Origin of the sequence: Akkermansia muciniphila (assembly GCF_018709685.1) — a bacterium.
Lineage (GTDB): Bacteria > Verrucomicrobiota > Verrucomicrobiia > Verrucomicrobiales > Akkermansiaceae > Akkermansia > Akkermansia muciniphila_E.
Map to the genome: position 1 here is coordinate 1 of NZ_JABDHQ010000023.1, position 20,821 is coordinate 20,821.

At 57.9% G+C, this 20,821-nt stretch carries 13 protein-coding genes; 6 read left to right on the forward strand and 7 right to left on the reverse strand.

What is annotated here, in order from left to right; genetic code table 11:
- From HHJ06_RS11190 to HHJ06_RS11215, 6 genes are all read left to right on the forward strand, one after another.
- Window positions 1–298: hypothetical protein (locus HHJ06_RS11190; protein WP_215429834.1), on the forward strand; the 298-nt coding region annotated here is incomplete at its 5' end.
- Between the two features lie 340 nt (window positions 299–638).
- Window positions 639–1,601 (forward strand): PstS family phosphate ABC transporter substrate-binding protein, encoded by a 963-nt coding sequence (locus tag HHJ06_RS11195; RefSeq protein WP_215429835.1) that lies wholly within the window; start codon window positions 639–641, stop codon window positions 1,599–1,601.
- Between the two features lie 96 nt (window positions 1,602–1,697).
- A complete protein-coding gene (locus tag HHJ06_RS11200; protein ID WP_215429837.1) occupies window positions 1,698–4,052 on the forward strand; it encodes an ABC transporter permease subunit in 2,355 nt (784 codons plus the stop codon).
- A 33-nt stretch (window positions 4,053–4,085) separates the two neighbouring features.
- Window positions 4,086–5,840, forward strand: coding sequence for a phosphate ABC transporter permease PstA (pstA, locus tag HHJ06_RS11205; RefSeq protein ID WP_215429839.1), 1,755 nt, complete (start codon window positions 4,086–4,088; stop codon window positions 5,838–5,840).
- A 23-nt stretch (window positions 5,841–5,863) separates the two neighbouring features.
- Complete coding sequence (gene pstB, locus HHJ06_RS11210) at window positions 5,864–6,643, forward strand: phosphate ABC transporter ATP-binding protein PstB (RefSeq protein ID WP_215429841.1); 780 nt, start codon at window positions 5,864–5,866, stop codon at window positions 6,641–6,643.
- 28 nt (window positions 6,644–6,671) lie between these two features.
- Window positions 6,672–7,355 (forward strand): phosphate signaling complex PhoU family protein, encoded by a 684-nt coding sequence (locus HHJ06_RS11215; RefSeq protein ID WP_215429843.1) that lies wholly within the window; start codon window positions 6,672–6,674, stop codon window positions 7,353–7,355.
- Window positions 7,356–7,842: 487 nt separating this feature from the next.
- Here HHJ06_RS11215 and HHJ06_RS11220 read toward each other — a convergent pair whose 3' ends face one another.
- From HHJ06_RS11220 to HHJ06_RS11250, 7 genes are all read right to left on the reverse strand, one after another.
- Window positions 7,843–9,267 carry a hypothetical protein gene (locus HHJ06_RS11220; RefSeq protein ID WP_215429845.1) on the reverse strand — a complete coding sequence of 475 codons (1,425 nt, stop codon included), beginning with the start codon at window positions 9,265–9,267 and terminating at the stop codon, window positions 7,843–7,845.
- Window positions 9,268–10,899 carry a hypothetical protein gene (locus tag HHJ06_RS11225; protein WP_215429847.1) on the reverse strand — a complete coding sequence of 544 codons (1,632 nt, stop codon included), beginning with the start codon at window positions 10,897–10,899 and terminating at the stop codon, window positions 9,268–9,270.
- Between the two features lie 5 nt (window positions 10,900–10,904).
- Window positions 10,905–13,253: a ligand-binding sensor domain-containing protein gene (locus HHJ06_RS11230; protein ID WP_215429850.1), complete on the reverse strand. Its 2,349-nt coding sequence runs from the start codon at window positions 13,251–13,253 to the stop codon at window positions 10,905–10,907.
- A gap of 370 nt (window positions 13,254–13,623) precedes the next feature.
- The gene (locus tag HHJ06_RS11235; RefSeq protein ID WP_215429852.1) at window positions 13,624–14,007 is read right to left on the reverse strand and encodes a hypothetical protein; all 384 of its coding nucleotides are present in this window, start codon (window positions 14,005–14,007) and stop codon (window positions 13,624–13,626) included.
- 78 nt (window positions 14,008–14,085) lie between these two features.
- Window positions 14,086–15,210, reverse strand: coding sequence for a Rid family hydrolase (locus tag HHJ06_RS11240; RefSeq protein WP_215429854.1), 1,125 nt, complete (start codon window positions 15,208–15,210; stop codon window positions 14,086–14,088).
- Window positions 15,211–15,228: 18 nt separating this feature from the next.
- On the reverse strand, window positions 15,229–17,091 hold the full coding sequence (locus HHJ06_RS11245; protein ID WP_215429856.1) for a c-type cytochrome: 1,863 nt from the start codon (window positions 17,089–17,091) through the stop codon (window positions 15,229–15,231).
- 13 nt (window positions 17,092–17,104) lie between these two features.
- On the reverse strand, window positions 17,105–20,647 hold the full coding sequence (locus HHJ06_RS11250) for an SUMF1/EgtB/PvdO family nonheme iron enzyme (protein WP_215429865.1): 3,543 nt from the start codon (window positions 20,645–20,647) through the stop codon (window positions 17,105–17,107).
- Window positions 20,648–20,821: the final 174 nt, after the last annotated feature.

A 20,821-nucleotide genomic window follows, 5' to 3' on the forward strand; every position in this document is an offset into this window, starting at 1 on the left:
CGACGTGCTGGCAGTACTAGGCAACATTCTGACGACGCGTGACGATACGTTTACGATCCGGGCCTACGGGGAGCTGACCAGCCGCGAGGGGGTGGTGCTGTCGCGTGCGTGGTGCGAGGCGGTGGTGCAGAGGGGGATCAACTACGTGGACCCGGTCAACAGCCCGGAAACACCGGTCAAGAAGATCAACATGAAGAGCGGAGCCCTGGAGGAGACGGAGCTGAGCGCGGTGAACAAGGCGTTCGGGAGGAAGTTCAACATCGTGTCCTTCCGGTGGCTGTCTCCCGAGGAGGTGTAATAAAAGAGAGAGAGTTTTTTCTTCTTCCCGGTCAGCGCCGCTTCCCATCCACGGGGAGCGGCTCTTTTTGTGCTCCGGGGAGGGAAAGCAAGATAGGGTTTATAAGGATTAGAGGGTTTATAGGGGTAATGGGGGCCTTCCCTATCACCCTCATAAACCCTATCTCCCCTATCCTCCCCAGAGACAGCCCCCACAACCACATCCTTGCAGTTTGTGACGATTTCTTAACCAGGATTCACTTCCTCACCATGGGGGCGGGAGGGTATCACTTCCCCGTCTTCCGGCATGAACGGCTCCACTGTCCGGGAAACGGAAGACGCAACACAACAAAAAAGACGCCATGAAATTTGTCGCCACCATCCTGACCATCGCAGCCGCTCTCAGCTCCCTGAGCATGGCCGCCGAGAAAGTAACCGTTGACAGCAGCATCAAGCCGTATGCGCCCACCAGCGGCGTTTCCGGCAACCTGAGCGCCGTCGGTTCCGATACGCTGAACAACCTGATGACCCTTTGGGCGGAAGGATTCAGCAAAAAGTACCCCAGCGTCAAAATCGGCGTTGAAGGTAAAGGCTCTTCCACCGCTCCGCCCGCCCTCACGGCAGGCACGGCCCAGCTCGCCCCCATGAGCCGCCAGATGAAGCGGGAGGAAATAGCCGCCTTTGAAGCCAAATACGGCTACAAGCCGACGGAAATCAAGGTGGCGCTGGACGCCGTGGCCTTCTTCGTCAACAAGAACAATCCCATCCAGGCCCTCTCCCTGTCACAGGTGGATTCCATCTTCTCCTCCACCTTCAAGCGCGGAGGCTCCAACATCTCCGACTGGGGCGAGGCGGGCGTCCCCTCCATGAAGGGAAAAGCCATTTCCATTTATGGCCGTAACAGCGCTTCCGGCACGAACGGCTTCGTGAAGGAAATCGCCCTGAAGAAGGGGGACTACAAAAACTCCGTGAAGGAACAGCCCGGTTCCTCCGCCGTGGTGCAGGGCATCAGCTCCGACGAACAGGGAATCGGCTACTCCGGCATCGGATACGTCACCTCCGGCGTAAAAACCCTCTCCCTGGCGGAAAAAGGCGGCCAGGAGGCCGTGCAGCCCTCCTATGACAACTGCATCAGCGGCAAATACCCGCTTTCCCGCTACCTGCTGATTTACGTCAACAAGAAGCCGGGCGAACCCCTGGACACCCTGACCAGGGAGTTCATCAAGTTCATCGTCTCCAGGGACGGCCAGGAAATCGTGACCAAGGACGGCTATTACCCGATTCCCGCCAAGGTCAGCGCGGATGTCCTCAAGAGCATTGAATAAACGCCCCTTCCCTGCTCCATCAACACATGCCGGGGCAGGACTGCGGCCTTCCCGCCGGAGTCCTGCCCCCAACTCCCCTCTCCACCGCCTGCCGTCATGAGCGCCAATGCCCCTTCTCCTGCGCCGCCCAGAAAGCCCAAGCCCGTTCCGGAACGCTTCCAGGTGGCAAAAACCACGCTGTGGTTTGACCGCATCATGACTAAAACCATCATCGGCGGGGGCTTTACCGTCATTGTAGCCGTTTTCGGCATCCTCTTTTTCCTGCTGGCCGTCACCATTCCCCTCTTCCAGAGCGCGGACGTGGAAGAACGGCAGCACCTCGCGCCGTCCGCTCCGGTCCGGGGGACCTGGGGCCTGGACCCTTCCGGCACGCTCCCCTTTGTTTATGACAACGGCAAAAACGTCTTCTTTCTGGACAAAACCTCCGGGAGCCTGAATCCCGCTCCCGTCACCCTGCCGGACGGGGAAACCGTCTGCGCCCATTCCTATGATTCATCCCTGACGGCCTACGCCATCGCCACGGAATCCGGCAAGGCGGGCCTCATCTCCGTCCATTCCGGACTCAACATCCACGGCCAGGCGAACGCGCACGGCCCAGACAAGGCCGGAACGGAAACCGGCCTGCTCTATCCCCTGACGGAAAGCGGTGCCGTTCCCGGCAGAATATCCGCCATAGCCTATGCGGACGCGGGGGAACGTAAAGTCTTCACCGCGACCGCGGAGACGGAACAGGGCCCGCGCCTCCTGCTGATGACGCTGGAAGAATCCCGCTCCCTGCTCCATGAAGGGGAGCTGGCCCCTTCCGGCTTCCATGACCTGACGGACCAGCTTGAAGGGCGCCCCGCCGCCATGCTGCCCGGCGCCTCCGGGGACAGCCTCGTCATCGTTACGGACACGGACAAACTCCTCTATTTTTCCTATGATGAAGACGGGGAAACGTGGATCAAGCGGCAAACCATTCCGTCACCGCTGGGAAATGGAGAAAAGATGACTTCCGTCAACTGGCTCTTTGGAAACATGTCCCTGGTGATAGGCGGCGGCAAGGGAAGCCTTAAAATCTTCAGCCTGTACCCCCACCCCCGCCCGGACGGCACGGCCGTACGCCTCTTCGGGCAGACCAGGCAATTCTCCCCCCTGAACGGCCCCGTGCAGCATTACGCCGCTTCCGGCATCAACCGTTCCTTCCTCATCTCCACCCCTGGCGAACTCCGGCTCTGCTACGGAACCACGGCGGACATCCGCTGGACCAGCGGCCCGCTGAAATTCACCCCGGTCCAGCTGGCGGCCAACACGGAATTCAACTCCGCCGTTGCCGTGGACGCCGGGGGAAAGGTCCACTTTCTCTCCATGGAAGACAAGCATCCGGAAGCGGGAGCCAAAGCCCTGGCCGGGAAAATCTGGTATGAAGGGTATGATTCTCCCAAATGGCTGTGGCAATCCGTGGGCGGCACGGACGACTATGAATCCAAGCTCTCCCTGATGCCCCTGGTCTTCGGCACGCTGAAAGGCACCCTCTACGCCCTCGTCTTCGCCATTCCGGTAGCGGTCATGGCCGCCATTTACACGGCCCACTTCATGGCCCCCGCCGTCAAGCGGGTGGTGAAACCCGTCATGGAAATCATGGCCTCCCTGCCCTCCGTGGTGCTGGGCTTCTTCGGCGCCCTCTACCTGGCCCCCAGAATGGAAGACAAGGTGCCCGCCCTGCTCTGCATGGCCGTCCTCATCCCCGGCATGGCGGCCCTCATCGCGTGGTTCTGGACCACGCGGCCCGCGGCCTGGCGCAACAAGTTCAGCCGCGGCGTGGAATACATCGTCATGACCCCCGTCATCCTGCTCTGCGCCTGGTTCTGCTGGGAATACCTGGGCTACTGGCTGGAACAGCCCTTCATCAGCCTCTGCCGCGGCGTCATGAGCCTGTGGGGCGCGGGGGACTTCCAGGCCGCCGGCTTTGCGGACCTGTGGCGCAACGGCTTCGGCATGCCCTATGAACAGCGCAACTCCCTGGTGGTGGGGTTCATCATGGGCTTTGCCGTCATCCCCGTCATCTTCACCATCTCCGAGGACGCGCTGAGCAACGTTCCCCCGTCCCTTATCGCCGCCTCGGAGGCCCTGGGGGCCAGCCGCTGGCAGATGGTCCGCACCGTCGTGCTCCCGGTAGCCTCCGCGGGCATCTTCTCCGCCCTGATGATCGGCCTGGGCCGCGCGGTGGGGGAAACCATGATCGTGCTGATGGCCACGGGCAACACCCCCATCATGGACTGGAACATCTTCAACGGCATGCGCACCCTCTCCGCCAACATCGCCACGGAACTGCCGGAAGCGGCGCAGGACTCCACCCACTACCGCGTCCTCTTCCTGGGCGGCCTCATCCTCTTCTCCATGACGTTCCTCCTGAACACCCTGGCGGAAGTCGTACGCCAGCGGCTCCGCAAACGCTTCAACGTCGTGTGAGGCCCTCCTCTCTCCCTCATCCATTCATCTTCCATGAAACAGGACTTCAGCCTCCCGCCCGCTCCCAAACGCCCCCTGGGGGAAGTCAACATCTGGCTCACCTCCATCGGGCTCTCTCTGGGCCTCATCATGATCTTCGGCCTGCTGGGCATCATCGTCTTCAACGGCCTAGAGGCTTTCTGGCCCAAAACCATCCATGAACTGACGATTGCTCCCGCTTCACAAGGAGAAAAACCGCTGGTCCTGTACGCCGGCATCACGAAAGACCAGACGCGCCACATGCCGGCAGACCCCGCGGTGCCCGGTTCCACGGCCAGGGATGTGCGGGAATACCAGCTCTTCACCGGAAGCAAGGAAACCTACGGACAATCCTACCGCTATGTGGACGCGCACAACGTCACCGCCTCCTCCACACCCAGGGGGCTCCTGTGCCTGGAACGCATGGAAGGAGGAAAAGCCCTGGTCAAACCGCTGGAACTCAAGCTGGCCTCCGGAAAAACCATTCCGGCCTCCTCCCCGGAATTCATGGCGGCCTTCCGCCGTGCACTGGACCGGGAAATGGAACTGCGGGACGACATCAAGAGCATTGACATCAAAGACATCGGAGCCGTCAACACCCGGCTGGCGGACACCAGGCTGGACATCAAGGCCGTTGAACGGTCCTACGACATCCGGGAAGAAAACGGACGGCGCACGGCCATGCCCAGGGAAAACCCCATCCTCACGGACATGGACGATCCGGCGGGAGAACTGGACCGGCTCCGCGCCAGGGTGGAACAGCTCAACGCGGAATACGCCCGGTACACGGCGGAAGCGGGCAGACTGAGGGAACAACAGGGCCGGGACACGCTCGCGTACGCCCTGGGAGACGGGGAGAAGAAGGAAATCAGCATGGATAAAATAGTCTACGGCTACCAGCCTAACGACCTGGGCTTCTTCGGCAAATGCGGCGTTTTCCTCCACAGCCTGTACCACTTCGTCATGGACGACCCGCGGGAGGCCAATACGGAAGGCGGCATCTTCCCCGCCATCTTCGGCACCTTCATCATGACCCTGCTCATGAGCGCGCTGGTCACGCCGGTGGGGGTCATCGGCGCCATCTACCTGCGGGAATACGCCAGGCAGGGGACCCTGGTGCAGGCCGTCCGCATCTGCGTGAACAACCTCGCCGGCGTGCCCTCCATCGTCTTCGGCGTCTTTGGCCTGGGCTTCTTCGTCTACTACCTGGGCGGAACGATTGACGAACTCTTCTACTGGAAAAAACTGGCCGTGGACAACACGCCAACCTTCGGCACCTCCGGCATCCTGTGGGCCTCCCTCACGCTGGCCCTGATGACGCTCCCCGTCGTCATCGTCTCCACGGAGGAAGCCCTCTCCGCCGTCCCCCGCGGGCTGCGGGAGGCGGCCCTGGCCTGCGGTGCCTCCAAATGGCAGATGATCAAGCGCATCATCCTGCCCAGCGCCCTGCCGGGCGTCATGACCGGCCTTATTCTGGCCATGGCCCGCGGCGCCGGGGAAGTGGCCCCCCTCATGGTCACGGGCGTGGTCAAGCTGGCCCCCTCCCTGCCCATTGACGGGGAAGGTCCCTTCATCCACCTGGAGCGCAAATTCATGCACCTGGGCTTCCATATCTATGACGTGGGGTTCCAGTCTCCGGACTCGGACGCCGCCCAGCCCATGGTCTTCGCCACCACGCTGCTGCTCATCCTGCTGGTGGTGGTCATGAACCTCACGGCCATCCTCATCCGCAACCGCCTGCGCAAAAAATACGCGGCCTCCAGCTTCTAACACCCTATCCTCCTTCACCACCCATGACTGAACCAGACGCCGCAGACGACGACCCCATCATTGAAGTGGAAGACTTCTCCTTCTTTTACGGAGACAAGCAGGTTCTCTTCAACATCGGCATGACCTTTGAAACCAACCGGGTGACCGCCCTCATCGGCCCCTCCGGCTGTGGAAAATCCACCCTGCTCCGCAACATCAACCGCATGAACGACCTGGTCCCGGACGTGCGCCACCGGGGGGACATCCGCATTGACGGCGCCAGCCTGTACGACCCGCGCGTGGAAGTCATCTCCCTGCGCAAGCGCGTGGGCATGGTCTTCCAGAAATACAACCCCTTCCCTAAAAGCATTTATGAAAACATCGTCTTCCCCCTCCGCGTGGCGGGACGCAACAGGCGCGCGGAACTGGATGAAACCGTGGAGCGCAGCCTGAAAGGCGCCGCCCTGTGGGATGAAGTAAAGGACAAGCTGCACGAAAGCGCCTACGGACTCTCCGGCGGCCAGCAGCAGCGCCTGTGCATCGCCCGCGCCATTGCCAACCGCCCCCAGATCCTGCTGATGGACGAGCCCTGCGCCGCCCTGGACCCCATCGCCACGCTGAAAATAGAAGACCTGATGGAAGACCTGAAAAAAGACCTCACCATCGTCATCGTCACCCATAACATGCAGCAGGCCACGCGCATCGCGGACCGCACCGCCTTCATGTACATGGGGCGGCTGGTGGAATACGGGGAAACGTCCCAAATCTTCACCAATCCCGCGGAAAAAGAAACGGAAGCCTACATCACGGGCCGTTTCAGCTAAAAAGCCCACCTCCCACGCCATTCGCCTCATGACATCCTCCGGCAATCACATCCTCCCCCACTATGACGCCGCCCTGAACGCCATCCGCACCCGCGTCAATGCCATCTGCGGCAGCCTGCTGAAACACATGGACGTCCTGGAACGGGTCATCTCCGGTCCGGACAGCGACGGAGCCAACGGCATCATTGCGGACGGGGAACCGCTCAACGAGGAAACCCGCCAGGTCCTCACCCTCTGCGCCGCCGTGCTCACCCAGTTCCATCCCCTGGGGTCCGACCTGCGGCTGGTGCTCACCTTCTCCCGCTGCGGGGACAAGCTTCAGGAATGCATGGAGGAAGTCACGGGCATCGCCAGGCACGCCAAGGCATCCATCAGGCACCGGGAATCCCTCTGTCCGGACATTGTGCTCCCCCTGCTGGACATGGCCGTCTCCGAGTTCAGGGACGCGGCCCGGTGTCTGGAAACGCAGGACGCGGACGCCGCCAGGGAAATACGCCTGAGAGACAAAAAGCTGGACAAGGCCCACCGCAAGGCGCTGGCCCTGCTGGTCTCCCCGGAAAGGGAAAACACACCCTCCCTCAACGTCAACCTGCTCTTCATCATCCGCTCCCTGGAGCGCATCGGAGACATTGCCAAAACAATCGCCGCCACCGTCGTCTTCCTGAAGGAAGCCGCGGACATCCGCCACGGCCGGGACAAACAACCGTTTTAGAAGAACGGCAGAGAATAGGATGTCCTACCGGATCAATCCTGTTCTTCGCGTGGCTTATTCTCTGAAAAAACATCCCTATGGCACTAAAGGCTGCCATACCGATCTGGAACGCATCCCCAGCCCTCTCTAGAGAAGCGAGAAACTTTAACAAGCCTCTTCTCTGATAGACAAGCCGTACTCCGTCTTATCCTCCTTCCCCCTGGAGGTAATGCCCTTGATCCTTCACTTTCTTCTGACACCGGCATGGAGACGGGGCGATCTGCTGCAACCATTCTGACGCTGTGCGGCCCTACACTGAGACAGACAAAAAATGAGGAAGAAGGATTTATCCCTCTCGATGCCCATTCTGTTACGAGAAATAACTCCAGGCCATTCCTACGTATCGGAGACGACAAAGAGAAGTAAAACCCACTCCTCCAAGAAACAAGCGTCTACACCCTGCTGGCCGCTTCCGGTCATACAGAAAAACACACCGCAAGATAAAAGCTCAATCAGATTGATTCCTACTTCTGATTCCCTGCCCTTGCAGAGCGGCATCCAGCTTCCGAGCCATCCCCAGCACCGGGTAGCCGGGATCGGTGGACAACACCATGACAGCCGTGTACCCCCTCAGAAAATACACGGCAGATTGTTCACTGCCTTTCACCAGCGCTCCGTCAGCTCCCAATACTGGGCCACACCCCAAGTCGAAATCACCTACCTTCCCCGGCTTTATTACCGTGGACGCCGCTACATCCTTCGGGTCTCTCTCCGTGTTCCGCGGATCATAAAAACGCAGTTTCAATAATAGTTCCATTGCCTCTTTCCGGCTGCGAGCATGCGCCACCAGAATTTCTACACAGGCTCCCTGCTCCATGGTTTTAGCTATAGAACCGCTGGGCGTCAAAACCGCATGCATGCCATTGCGCAAGTGCCCCACGCCTTCCACTCGAAATGATCCCCCTCCCCACTTCTTCACCATATCCAGCGTGATTCCGCCTTCATGTGCGTTGGGAATCACTAATTCCCCATTCATCACCTCGTCATGCTTCAACAGTTCCACGGGAGCCCGGGAAGAATCATAGGCCATCACCTCCTCACAAAGTGGAGGCATCTGGTAACAGGGATCCTTTTTCCACTTTTCTAGTTCCTTCGCTTCGTGTTCTTTCTTATCCTTTTCTTCCTTTTCTTTACGCTGAACTTTCCGTTTTTCTTCTAACTCAATAGCAAGTTTTTTTAACCTCAGATTCCGCTTGGTTAAAGCTACCTGCAACCTGTCTCCCGGCGACTTGAATTCACCTTCGCCTCTCAACAAACGGAATAGTTCCCGCGCATCCTTTTCATCAAACTTTTTCCTGCTTTCATCATTTTCATTCCAATAAAAAACCAACCCGAGATTCCCTTGCATGGAACATTTAAATTGAAGCTTTTTCTCTCTATCGAAACGATATAAACACCATAAACCTTTCTCTTCCAATTTTTCATGAAATCCGTTTAGAGAACCTGTGGAATCAGGAGGGCAGGAATCGGCCAGGATGATTAGAAGACGCTGGAGATGAATCCTGGAAGAAGTCCAGAAAAGAGCTACGCCACCACAGTCATTGCCTTCTTCATCGATCAAGCTCCAGGAAAGATCGCTTTCCCCATTCAAACGGCTCATCATTATTTTTCCATTCAGCATCAGAGGTTCTTTCAAAGCGACAATATTTTTCCGTTCCACAGACGCTCCTTCAGGCGTTTTGAAATGAAATGATTCCCTAACAGATTCCAGTTCCTTCCAATGGTATTCGTAATCAAGCAGCCATTCAATCTGCTCGCCAAACGAGGGAACTGTCTCTTTTTTAGCTCCTGGGGTTAATTCTATCAACGCTTCATGCCCACATGTAACAAACACGCCTATAACTGAAAGAAATATTATCGCAACAGTTTTCATCTATTTAATTTCCAAATTTTCTATCTTTATATCCTCCAGAAGGAATTTAGCTTTAGCCGGAACCACCACTCCATCTCTTATTTTTGTACCTACAACCCTAATTCTTCTTCCTTCGTATTCTGGTATATCTTCTTTGATCACTTTCATTGCTGAAGCCGGAGTTTGTTTTTTAATATAACTGAATGGAACTTCCCAAAAAAATGGCTCCCCAATAGAATTATTATTTATATCAACTTCACTCAATTGAACATAATGGCCTTTTTCTCCTTTGCCTTTTTCATCAATTCCCACTTGATTATAAAATTGTTCTTCATTTTTCGTTCCGTCACCTGGAGGAAATCTTGCATCATAAATTTTATCTCCAAGCTTATTATAAGCATGATATTCCCAATTAAGAAAAGGCATACATTTACGAACTTCCAAATCTATTCCATGAAGATTCGAACATAAACCAGTTAAAGTCGCGACATCAGAACAATTTGTTTTTTGATTTGTATCTTTTAAGAAATTTGAAAGATTAATATCATATTTATTATATCTAACATTAACATATACTACTCCGACTTCATTATACTTATTAGATCCAACTTTCGACTTTACTTTACAAATGATATCATGATCGTTATCAATGCCTTTCGTATTGCATTCCTCAATAAAAAATTGCAATACCTTTTTCCAAGGAGTCTTCTTCGTCCAACTTCCCACCGGTTTTTTTAACACCACGTATGCTTTCTCCACCGAATAATCTGGTTTATTAATCAACTGCACATCCTTATACGTGATCTCGAACTCGTGGGAAACCCCTCCCAAAGCCACTTTCTTGTCCAGCTTGGCAGCCTTGAATGGAATTTTACTATTAGCATCAAAGTTCTGGTTATCCGCTTTTTCCATAGTAAGGGCTTTGAGAATGCTTTCTTTTCCCTTCCCCACTTCCCCCTTGATCTTGACATCCTCCATCTTAAGGTTAGCGGGTTTGACGTCAAAACAGACCTGAATCACCGGAGTGCTTTCCGATGCATAAAGAATGGCAGTTTCCTTATCGCCCCCATCCGCCTGATATTCCGGGGTGGAAATCAGCTTCCCCTTCGCATCCTCCGCTACCGGAAGAGATGAATTTTCCTTGTCATGCCGGAACGTCACGGACTTGACCTTGACTACCGGAGAAACAGCCTTGATGTCGGCCTTGGCTAGTCCTTTCTGATTGACCAGTTCCTCCTTATTTTTAGGATCCAAAGGAATATCCTTATATTCGATGGACCCCTTGATCTTGAATTCCTTGCCCCATGATTTCTCAGTAGTAGTAAATGTCACTTCCTCCTCTTCCTTGCCATCATCAGTCAAATTCCCTTCCTTGCCATCCCATTTGTAAATAGGATCGCTTAGTTTGTACTCTTCCCGCGGCTGAGGTTTAAATTCATTGGTGATTTTCAATTTGACTTCTTCAACAGCGGGTTTTCCATCCGCAGCCCCCTTCCGGAACACAACCAGTTCCTTTTTACCCTCCATGGCACGGTTTTCCTTGGTCACTACCTTGATTTCACTTCCGTTGACAAATTCGGAAGAGGCTTCAGCAGTGACGATAAGGAGACATGCAGCCAACAAACATAAAATGTCATATAAAAAAGCCTTCATTTTTCTTATTCCTTATTTTCTTTTATATATTTCCGAATGATTTTTTTTGCTTTCATTACTGTGGGATGAGTCGGTTCCATATTCCTGAACGCTTTCCAGTCCAATCCCGCGGAGGTCATGTTCTTGCATTCCTCCACGGAAAAGGGAATCACGTTAGGGCTGTATGGCGTCCAATCCCGCGAACGATATGGAGCAAAGTCTTCCTGATTGGAAGCCCAGGCATCCTCCAACATCCGGGCAGAGCGTTCCCGGTCCTCCGGAGTCCAATACCCCAACCGCCACCGCCAGACCGACCTCAAATCATTCTGTTTGTCCGGACAGTGCAACAAAGCCGTGTAAGCACGGAACGCACAACGTTTCCAATGGTACATCCATTTGTTCCCTCCCTGGTTCCAAGACTGGCAGGCGGACCACAGAGACAGGGATTCTTCGGGAATATCTTTCAGGGAGAGATGAGAAACAACAGGAGGTTGAGGAAATCTTGATCCGTAAGCCGTAAGTGGAGTACGGTTTTTCCGAGCAACCGGGTCCAGTCCCGTCAGGAACACACCATTCAGAATCGTATTCATGGAGTGGTTCCGCACCACGCGGAAGCCATAACATCCGGCACCATTCAATAGAAAGGTCTTGTACACACCGCTACCGGAAAAATCCTTTACCCGGCACCTCGCCAGCACTGGAGATTTTAACTGCCTGATCAATTCCTTTTCCACGGAATCCGGCGACAAGTTGACTTCACGAAGGGCGATACTCCGGGTCAGCACTTTTGGAGGAACGGAGGGGCGAATCAGCTTCCTGGCTTCCACCAAATAATCACGGTGTCCGGCCATCTTGTCGTCCCTACCGTTGGGGTTGTAAAAATACAGGGATGCCAAATGCCTCCCTTCCGGCACCCGGACGATAGCCCACACATCTGGCCCGTCAAAGGAATAGGAATAGACCTCTCCATGGTCGTCCCATTCCGCCTCTGTTCGCGTACCGCTGGTAGGGCAAAACAGCACATTCCTGTTATCTGGCTTGTTGATCCAGTGCACCCAGTGCCGCAGATCGTCATTTTTTTTCCGGTGCGGCCCCATCCATCCTCCCGCAGAAAAGCCCCATGTAAACAGATAGCGAACATTGCTGATGGGAGCATTCATGGCGCACAGCATGGCATAATTTATTCCGTACCGTTCACACCAATCCCCCTGCGTGCTCCAGTCTTCATAAAAATACGCTACTGGAGCGGGAACGGAAGAATCCGGCTGGCGGAACTGCCGCTCCAGCCTCCGGCACTCGTCCCCGTCTGCATACGGCATGGGTTCCGGATGCTCCTTTCCTCCCGCCCCAACAGTCCCGGCAGAATGCTTTTTCCCCACCGTCCCCACCGGCAGCAAGCCCCCGCCATTGGTAGCCGCGTACAACCTGCCGCCGGGCAGTGCCACAAACGCGCGGACCCATCTGGCACGCACGTTGGGATGGGTATGGAGCGCCCTTTTTTTCATCTTCATGGTGCGGGCGTCCAACAGCGCCGCGCCCTGCTGCCGGAACCCCACCCATATCCCGTCCGGGGTAGGAAACAGAGCCGTTACATAGTCTTCCGGCAGAAGATCAGGCACGGGATCAATAACCATGGATTCTACAGGACGGTAGTCCTTCGGCATTCCGCCGAACAATCCCCTGTTCTTCTCCTGAAAATCCCTTCCCCTCGTGAACAGGCATTTTCCGTTGGTGCTTCTCACCAGCCCCGCGTTGGTGCCTATCCACACCACACGCTCCCCCTGAACGGCAATGGCGTTGCACAAATTGGAGGGCAGGAAGGTTCCGCACCGTTCGGCGGGCTGCCTCATCCTCTGCCCCCTGTCCCAGTACCATTTGGCCCGGGAATGGCGCCATTTCCCGTAGCCGTCCCGGCGGGAAGCGGAACTGACGCCTCCGCATTGATAGGCCACATGCAAGTCTTCCCCGGGAGTAAAGGCCAGCGCCTCAATCTGGTCTTCCAGCAGTCCTTCCGCCCGGGTGATGCCTTTCCACGTTTTTCCGGCCGGATCGTACAGGGTCAAACCACCGGAGGTCGCCAACGCTACCACCCCCGTCACGGGACTTACCCGGATGGCAAACACGCGTTCTCCCAGCAATCCGGAAAGCTGGTCGTAGGTTTTCCATGTTTCGCCGTTCCAGACGGCCACTCCCTGGTTGTCCGTCCCCACCCAGATCCGGCCCTGCAAGTCCTCGGCAATGGCATAGCAATTCATGGTGGGGGGAAATCCCGGCTCCCGGTGCATGGCACGCCAAGTTCCGGCTTCCAGCTTCCATACGCCTCCATCTTCCGCAGCCACCCATACATTTCCCTGCGCATCCGTGGCGGCATCCATCAAAAATGGGGCGGGACATGCGGTAAAACGATTGCCTTCTTCTCCCGGTCTTGCCGGGCTTCCGGCACCGTCAGCCAAGGAAATACTTGCATAGGTACCTGCCAGAAACAGACATCCCCAAGCAATGACATTCTTAGCAAATTTTAAACAGAAAAGCATCGGTTTTCCCTTGGTAATAATTTAACAACAAAAAGTCAACATTTATTTTCCACAATTCGGCGGGAATGCCATTTTCTCCTGCAGTCTCAACAAAGCGGCCACACGGCAGCCCGGAATCTTGCATCCCAACTCAGAGCCATAGCCTATCTTAGAACCTTGCATCCCTACTGCCCGGCTCCGTCACATCCGCCTCCGCCCATTTTCCACCCGGTCATTCCGTTTTGCTCACGCTGAAGCAGTACACGGCGGGGTTGATCAGAGCCAGGGGAAGGTAGAACACGGCAAAGGAGAGGGAGCCGCCGTACAAAACCAGGCACAGGACGGAAATGATAAACAGGATTCCGATTTTCAGGCTCCGCGCCCAGTCCTGGCGGTTCACCAGCCAGATCAGGGCCGCGCATACAAAGCCAATGACCACGCACAACACCCCGCCCATGGTGAGGAACTGCATGTAACTGGAACAGAATTGCTCCAGCCACCGCACATTGTCCGGGCTGGGCGGGTTCCCTTCCCAGGCAAAAACGCCCGGAGGCAGCAGCACCCACAACAGAACGGAAAAAAATACCAGGCGGTCCGTATTGAGGCGATAGGTCATGCGGGGGTACGGTACCATTTCCGTGCACGTGATAACAAGTGAAATCGGCCATTTACGACTGTTCCCGGAACAGCCCGTTTACAACGGGGCAAAAGCCCCGTCTCCGGCACCATTGACGGCGATGCCGTCTATTTCCACCAGCCAGCCGGGGCGGCAGACGGGGGCTTTCAGCAGCAAATGCGGCACGGCGCCCAGCGGGGAATCCATCAGGCGGCGGCGGACCGTCTCCCGGTCCGCCCAGTCGCGCAGGTACACTACGGCCTGTTTCAGGTCGGACAGGCTTCCGCCGTTTCTCTTCATCAGGGCGTTCATATTCTCCAGGGTGCGGTCCGTCTGCCGCGCCACGTCTCCCGGATAGACAATGTTCCCCTGCGCGTCAATGCTGGCCGTGCCGGAAAGGAAGTAATGGGAACGGTCCCCGTATACGATGCGTGTGCCGCGTTCAAAGGCCACCCGGTACAGGTGCGTGGGGGACAGGTAGTCCGGAGCCTCCATGTAACGGACCTGCTCCGGCCTCAGCCCCGCAATGCCCAGGCTGTCCATGTGCAGCAGGCGCCCCGGCGTTTCCGTACAGCCTTCAATGCCCGTGCTGGCGATGAAGTGGCTCTCCGGCGTCAACCCGTAACGGTCAAAACATTCATTGCGGCCTTCCACCAGTCCGCGGTAGTTATTGTCAATGTCCCGGCAATAAATCCAGGTGCGGTGAACCAGTTCCGCCACGGTTGCCCCCTGCGCGGAAGCCACCCGGTCCAGCCAGCGGAATTCCTCCCGCATCTGGCCGTAGCTGTCCGGAGCGGAAGCCTCCTTCCTGCCTGCCAGAAACAGCCGGTAATGCGGGTGCCGCGCCGTCACCACCGTTCCCCCTTCTTCCGCCTCCTTCCTCTTTTCCAGCATGCCGCCGATGTGCCAGGCCTCCAGGGCCACGCGGGCCCCGTTCGCCGGGGGCTGCCCCACCACGGAGACATAGGAGTTCCGCTCCCCCGCCATACGGCGGAGCGTTTCCGCCTGGCGCACCGGATCACTGACGTGGAAGCGCAGCAGGAATTCGTCTTCTTCCCCGCCGCCCAGCTCCTGGTACCTGTCCATCAGGGAATGCAGTTCCGCCTCAAAGCACGCGCCCGGCTCCGCCGTCATGCAGAAGAAGCGTTCTTCCGCTCCGCCCTTTCCGCGCCATTCCGTTTTTTCAGGTGATTCCGCCGTCATGATGCCCTCCCGCCCCAATTACAGGGACTGCACGTAATTGACCAGGTCTTCCAGTTCACGGTTGTTCAGGGAACTCGTCTTTCCCCGGATGTCTCCGGGATTATGGGTCGTGACGGCTTCCCGGATCGTCTTCGCCCGGCCGTCGTGCAGGTAGGGAGCGGTGCGCCACACTTCCACCAGGGAGGGCACCAGAATGCTTTTCCCTTCATCCAGCCCACGGGCCGTTCCCGTTACCACCAGTTCCTTGGTAGTGAAGTACGGGTGCGGGTGGCACTGCACGCACCCGGCTGTTTTGAACAGTTCCTTTCCCCTCCGCGCGGATTCGGACAAAGCCCCCCGTTCCACGCCGGGAGCATGGCACTGGGCGCAGCTTGCCTCCCGCGTCTGCTGCCTGGAGGGGGTGTGGGCCATCAGGCAGGGGCTGGGAACCTCCTTCATGTTTTTCAGGTATTCATTCACGCATTCCGCCAGTTCTCCGGAGGGTTCCAGGAACTGGATGTGCACGAAGCCCGCCGTTACGGCCACCTCCGCGGAGGCGCGGACGCCCAGCGTCATTACCGGGCTTGTCCGGTGGGAGAGGAACATGGTGCGCGTGTTCTTCGGGTTGCCCATGCCGTCATTCAGCAGGTCCCAGTTCAGCCCGTCCACCCGTCCGTCCGGGTGGCAGGTGGCGCAGCTCTGCCAGCCCTGGAAGCAATGGGAGGCGTCGTTAAAGTATTGTTCCCCCAGTTTTTCCCGTGAGGTCTGGAATCCTTCATTCAGGGCGATTTTCCGGGGCCGGGCGTCTGCCTGGAGGGGGACTTGCGCCAGCGAGTCCGAGAAGTATCCGGCCACATAAACGTTTTCCCCGTCAGAAGACAGGGCGCGCGGACCATTCAGGGGCAGCGGAACCCGGGTACGGAGACCGTGCAGGAAGCCGAGCCTTTCGGAAACGGGCTCGTTTTCCCGGTCTTCCCGCTTCATGCGGTCCAGCAAGGCGGGAAAATCAATCACGGACAGTTCATGCGTTCCCGCGTGCGTCACGAACAACTTTCCGCCATCTCCGGAAAAGGCGACGCCCCAGGGATTGGCCGCCCCCGCGTCCGGATCGTCCAGCAGGACGGGATGCGGCTTGTCCGGCTGTTCCGTGTCAATAATGGTCACGGCATTCGTGTTCATCCAGCCGCGGTCCAGCTGGGTGGTGGGCACCTGGTAGCGGCTCAGCACGTGCGCCACGGCCAGGTAGCGGCCATCCGGGCTCATCGCCATGCCGCGCACGCCCTGCGTCCCGTTGGAGAGCGGGAAGTGGGCCGTTTTCCCGTCTTCCACCAGCGTCAGCGCAGCAGCCGTGAAATCCCCGTCCGCCGTCCCGGCGGGCAAATGGCCGGCAGCCCATATCTTCCTGCCGTCCGGGGAGACGGCCAGCGCCACCGGTTCACGGGGAACATTCCAGGAGTTCAGCACTTTTCCGGTCGCGGCGTCCATTTCCACTACTTTGGAATCAAACCGGCAGGCTACATACAATTTCCCACCGTGCAATACGGGAGGCATGGGCGTGTGCCCCGCCGGAAAGGAGCCTTTCAACGCTCCGCTTTCCAGGTCCACCACTTCCACCACGCCGCACGGCCCCCCTTCCGCCACATAGGCGGTCGCTCCGTCAAGCGCCATGCCGTTGGGCGGCTGGCCCAGCCGGATGCTTTTCACTTTTTCCCCGGAAGCGGGGTCCACCAGTTCCAGAGTCCGGCTTTCATGCCCCAGCACGGCAACCAGATGATTAAAAACTTTCACGTCCACCGGGGCTGCAGGGCCTGTAAAGGCATCCGGTCCCTGCCTGCATGAGGCGGAGGCCAGCAGACAGCAGAGGGCAGCCGCGGAGGCGCGGAGCGTTTTGGTCAGTTTCATGGCAATTTCAGAGTCAGTCTTCTATCATCACGCGGAACCCCACGTTGTGCACGGGGCGCCAGCCGGGATACCCCCACCGCCATGAGGACGTAGCCCGCCGGGGGCGGTCATACCAGGAACCGCCGCGCACGGCACGGGGAACGCGTGAGTCCAGGCTTTCATTGCGCCCGTCCTTTCCATTCCACGGGTAGGGCCTGTACTCGGAACGGGTCCATTCCGCAGCATTGCCGATCATGTCGTACAATCCGTAGGCATTCGGCCTGTAGCTCTTGACGGGCGCCAGGTGAAGCTTCCCGTCATTGTATTTTTCATCCCGCGGCACGAAGTCCCAGAAACGGTTGGGATTCTTAATCGGCTTGGGGTCCACGCCGGAGACGGCCAGCTCCTTCAGCGTCACGTCCCCCAGGTTGGCGTACGCGGAGAAGTTCGCATCCCGTTCTCCGAAGAAGAAGTCCGTCTCCGCTCCGCCCCTGGCCGCGTATTCCCACTGCGCTTCCGTGGGCAGCGTCACCTTTTTCCCGGTTTTCGCGGAAAGCCAGCGGCAGAATTCCATGGCCCTGGTCCACGGCACCCGGATGACCGGGAATCGCGGGTCGGCGTCCATGTCGTAGCCGGGCCTCACCTGGTCCTTGTAGTGCATGTCGTACCATCCGTTGAGGTAGTCCGGGTCAAAGCGGCGGTACTGCTCCAGCGTCACTTCCGCCTCTCCCATCCAGAACGGTTTTTCAATCTCCACCGTGGAGGCGGGACTTTCCGCCGGGGTTTCCCGTTCGTTCCCCATCCTGAATTTTCCCGCGGGAATGCGGCGGAATTTCATGCTTACGCCATCCCCCAAATCCACGGCCAGCGTTTCATTCCGAGGCTCCGGAACGGACACTCTTTTTTCACTGGCGCGGGGGACGGGCCTGCCTCCGCCAGGGAGGACGCCGCTGACGTGCCTCCGGAACAGGGAGTCCTTCATGGTCACGTAATTCCGTTCCGCTCCGGAAAATTGCCTGTGCAGGTCATAGCGGCGTTTCAGCAATCCTTCATTGCGTTCTCCCGGCCATTCTCCCAGATAGGGGGCGTTCATGTCCATCCACGTGACCAGGCGGTTCCAGTCTTCCTGCGGCATCTCCACGCCGTGATGGCCTTTTTTGAGGAGCTGGTATAGTTCCGACGTATCCGCGAAAAACTCCGTGGGAGACAGCCCCAGGTAGTTCCCTTCCGGTCCGTTGCGGCGCACGTAGGGGTGCAGGTTCCAGTACGCGACGGAACCGGGAGCCGGCGCCCCCTTGACGGCCTCCAACGTCATGAAATCCGGTATTCCTTCACGGGCCTTGTCCCCCGCGGTGTGGCAGTGGATGCAGTGGCGGTCCAGCACGGGCTGCACCTCATTCATGAAGGAGAAGGTGCGCGCCGGACCGTACCACGGAACAATGGCGGCAGGCTTTTGGCGGGAAGCCATGACCGCCTTGGCGGGCGGCGCGGAGTTCTGCCGTTCATGGCAGCCTATGCAGCTGAGCGTTTCCCCCGGCATGGCCGTGAACCAGCTCCGCATCAGCGCCAAGGCGCGCCCTTCCCCGTCCAGCACCTGGAGGGTCAGCGGCTGGCTGGCGGGAGCCGTGAAGATGGCGGAACCGTCCGGATTCACGGGAACGGTGCCGTACAGCACCTTCAGGTCCCAGTTGCTTTCCATGCCCATGGCATAATGGCTTCCGGTGTTGCGCGGGCTGTATTCGGACATGAACACGCGCAGGAATTTTGCCTCCCCCTTCGGCACTCCGGCCATGGCGCGCCCCCGGTACACGTCGGAGATATAAACCGTGGCCGTTTTGCTCTCCGGCTTCACGCGGTCATGCAGCACGGGCGGCTTTTTGCGCGGCTTCAGCGGCGTGGGGTCCGCATAAATGAAATAGGAGGAAGCCGTGAGAGGAATGATGTTGTCATACACGTCACACCAGACCACATTGGTCACGCCCTGGTTGCCGGAAGGGGAGGAGACGGCCAGGAAGGTTTCCTCATTCAGCGGGTACGGTTCCGCAAAATAGGGAGTCTTCAATCCCTCCACCAACTGGTCCCTGGTCACGTTTTCCACGGGCTTTCCATACCCGGGAATTTTCTGCACCGCGCCCTCCGTGGCGGTGCGCCCCCGGTTCACGTCAAAGATGACCAGTTCCCCCAGCCGCTTGACTCCATGGTGCCCGCTGACAATGCCCGCAAACCTGCCCGGCCTGCCGGGAAGGGGGCGGGCGTTGAACAGGCTGTTGGGCCAGTAGGAGTTGGAGCCGTAATATTCCTTCTGGTCGCTGCCGTCGGGGTTCATGTGCATCAGCACGCGGCTGAAGTAGTGGGCGCTTTCCGTGTACTCCCAGCGCAGGAACAGCACGCGTCCGTCCGGGAGCATGGTGGGGAACCAGTTGTTGTCCTGGTCAAAGGTGAGCCGCCGGGTCGTCTTCTTCTCGCGGTCGTAAAGGTGGATGTTCCCCACGTAGTCCACCCCGGTGACGCAGGGCACGCCCTGCATGCCGGAGGTGTTGATGAAGATGATGCGGCCGTCCGGCAGGTAGCAGGAGTTGTAGCTGTCCGTATCCGCGGGCATGTGGGCGGTAAGGGATTCCATTTCTCCGGTTTTCAGGTCCAGTTCAAAGACGTCCCAGGGCCTGTTTTCCTTTTTGCCGAAGTGGTTGCCGGTGAACATGAGCCTTTCCCCGGAAAAGTCCACTTCCAGATGCCCCATCCAGCGGTCGTCCGCCAGCAGCCGCGCCGCGGGAGAAGAGGAGGCTCCGTCAAATTTCACGATGCCGCTGCGGTACATGCGGCCCGGCCCCGGCATGCTGGAAATGCCCTGCCAGTTGGCCGGACGGTCATGGTTGAAGGAGCTTTTCCCGGAAGGGTTGAAACGCCGCACGCTCACCCATTCCCTCAGGGAGTCCTGTTCCGGCAGGGATTCAATAAGAGCCTTTTTCCGCAATTCCACCAGCTCGCGCAACTGGGCAGCCTGCTCCGGGCCGGCCTGCTGCACCCACCGGTCCAGCGGCCCCAGCTCCTTTTCCCATTCATCCAGCCGGGCCAGGAAGCCGTCCGCGCCGGGGTACCGTTCCCCGTATTTTTCCCGGTTGCGGTTCACCGCGCGGCGGATGGCGGCCGCGTCATAATAAGCCGCCAGCTTCTTCAGCCTGAGGAAACTGACTTTTTCCAGAATGGCTTCCTCATGCTTCGCCAAGTCATCCCAGGAGGAAACGGCCCCCACCCGCTCCACCGGAACGGAAAGGATTTCCGCCAGTGCGGCCCCGGCCTTCTGCCCGTCCGGCCATGCCTGGAATACGGGGGCCAGCAGCGCCATGGCGTCTCCGCAGTCATCCGCGGCAGCCGGATCGGAAAGGGAAGACACCTGCTCCGCCGTCCGCGTCCACAGGTCCTGCATCCATTGATTCTTTCCTTCTGCGGAGGCCGGAAACGGAATTCCGGACAATTCCCGCAGCCAGGGCTGCAGCCCGGAGGCATGGAGTATTCCGGCTCCCAGCACGGCACAGCCGCATGAGAGAAGGCGCAGGATGGAACATGAGTCAAACATGGCGTACAGTTTTACACTAGTACGCAGAAGAAATTCTTTTTCATTCAACTAGAATATCCCTTTCTAAAAAATTTTCTCCCAAACGACAGATAATGAATAAATAAGCCGCCCTCTCCGGATTACCAATCCGGAAGTCAAGCATGAATTTTAAGAACCAGGAGCGTGTGCCGTGCA

Bases quoted from the DNA above. Each gene is read 5' to 3' on its own strand.
- HHJ06_RS11230 (WP_215429850.1), bottom strand. From the start codon at position 13,253: ATGGATGCCGCCACGGATGCGCAGGGAAATGTATGGGTGGCTGCGGAA.
- HHJ06_RS11195 (WP_215429835.1), top strand. From the start codon at position 639: ATGAAATTTGTCGCCACCATCCTGACCATCGCAGCCGCTCTCAGCTCC.
- pstA (WP_215429839.1), top strand. From the start codon at position 4,086: ATGAAACAGGACTTCAGCCTCCCGCCCGCTCCCAAACGCCCCCTGGGG.
- pstB (WP_215429841.1), top strand. From the start codon at position 5,864: ATGACTGAACCAGACGCCGCAGACGACGACCCCATCATTGAAGTGGAA.
- HHJ06_RS11245 (WP_215429856.1), bottom strand. From the start codon at position 17,091: ATGAAACTGACCAAAACGCTCCGCGCCTCCGCGGCTGCCCTCTGCTGT.
- HHJ06_RS11240 (WP_215429854.1), bottom strand. From the start codon at position 15,210: ATGACGGCGGAATCACCTGAAAAAACGGAATGGCGCGGAAAGGGCGGA.
- HHJ06_RS11200 (WP_215429837.1), top strand. From the start codon at position 1,698: ATGAGCGCCAATGCCCCTTCTCCTGCGCCGCCCAGAAAGCCCAAGCCC.
- HHJ06_RS11235 (WP_215429852.1), bottom strand. From the start codon at position 14,007: ATGACCTATCGCCTCAATACGGACCGCCTGGTATTTTTTTCCGTTCTG.
- HHJ06_RS11225 (WP_215429847.1), bottom strand. From the start codon at position 10,899: ATGAAGGCTTTTTTATATGACATTTTATGTTTGTTGGCTGCATGTCTC.
- HHJ06_RS11220 (WP_215429845.1), bottom strand. From the start codon at position 9,267: ATGAAAACTGTTGCGATAATATTTCTTTCAGTTATAGGCGTGTTTGTT.
- HHJ06_RS11250 (WP_215429865.1), bottom strand. From the start codon at position 20,647: ATGTTTGACTCATGTTCCATCCTGCGCCTTCTCTCATGCGGCTGTGCC.
- HHJ06_RS11215 (WP_215429843.1), top strand. From the start codon at position 6,672: ATGACATCCTCCGGCAATCACATCCTCCCCCACTATGACGCCGCCCTG.